We start from the raw sequence: 1,348 nt of genomic DNA, 5'->3' as shown, positions 1-1,348 counted from the left end.
ACGGAAAAGGAACTTATTGGTGATAAGGTCGCCTACGCACGCTATTTCTTCCCGATGGGAGCTTACACGGCTTATCTTTTGGAGTACGACCCTAAGAGCCGNATNGGTTTCGGTGCTGTCACGATGGGCTACGGCTGGGAGTTGGGCAATATGTCGCTTGACGAGATGGAGGAAGTGAAGATTCATGGGCTGNGCATCGAGCGCGACCTGTACTTCNCNCCNAAGAAANTGCACGAGATAGCCGAACTGGAAGAAATCGTCAGGGGACAATATACCAAAGAAGAAGTGGTGACAGAGGAAATCAAGGAAAAGGCTGCACCCGAAGTTCAGACTTCGACAATGGAAGATAACCTTTCCACGGAANATNCCAAAGAGGAAGTNCAAGNTGAAAAANTNAGTGNGCAAGTNGATAAAACGGGCGGTGAGCAGACAGTACAGATACAAGAGGCAGGCTCTACTATTGAANAATCAGNCCCAGANGGNGTACCNGTGCTTANCCTTCACCGCCAATATGAGCAGGAAGTGAAAGAAATCCGCACCGATGTGGAAGCCCCACGGGAGATGAACGGGCAGACTGTCTATTTCGATGANGANCANCACCCCNTNATNGACNGTNTNGANGAGCGACAGGAAACGGAGCAGCCNTCACTGTTNGCNCCNGANGAATACANTCTNTGGACGCAGGAAGTAAAGCGCGTGAACGGCGAGATTAAGGAAGNCCCTAAACCACAGATACAGGCTTCCNAAGAACANAGGCTGACGGGAAATAAAGGAAGNAACGAGAATAAGGAGAAACAGCCAACAACTGCAACGCAGCACAGAACCAAGGGCAGAAGCAGCAAGAAAACTTCCTCTCAGTCATATAGTGAACCGTCTCTCTTTGATTTTATGAATGAAGCCGAAGAGCGTAAGCCACAGCCGATAGCGGAGGTGAAAAAAGAGTTTGATGCTTCCCCGCGCCCTTTTCTCTCTTCGCCGGACTCTCACCTGAGAGACGGCTCCATTGTCGTGCAGAAAGGGCAGGTCGGCTTTCTTTCTGACTTAAAGCGACATCCAACCTTTAATCCGATGGACTTGCCGTATGCCCAGCTTTCCCGACTAAAAAGCTATATCGAGATACGGGAGTGCTATCATCGTCTCTATGACTACGAGGCGGAGAACCATGCAGAAGACAAGGAGGATCGCAGCAGACTCAATCACTTGTATGATGACTATGTTGCACGCTGGGGCTACTTTAACCAGAAAGCGAACACCGACATCATCAAGATGGATGCTACAGGTGTGGAAATGCTCTTCTTGGAACGCTCCGAGAACGGCAGGTACGTCAAGGCGGACATCTTTGACCATC

The 1,348-nt window shown here is 49.8% G+C and carries 1 protein-coding gene; it reads left to right on the top strand.

The genetic code is table 11. The annotated features are described in order from the left end of the window. On the top strand, positions 1-1,348 hold a 1,348-nt coding region (locus HMPREF9304_RS12115; RefSeq protein ID WP_036929571.1), incomplete at both ends, for a DUF2958 domain-containing protein.

The organism is Hoylesella timonensis S9-PR14 (assembly GCF_000762405.1).
Classification (GTDB): Bacteria; Bacteroidota; Bacteroidia; order Bacteroidales; family Bacteroidaceae; genus Prevotella; species Prevotella timonensis_A.
Note: the sequence above shows the minus strand (reverse complement) of the source record. Positions and strands in the feature narration are given on the sequence as shown.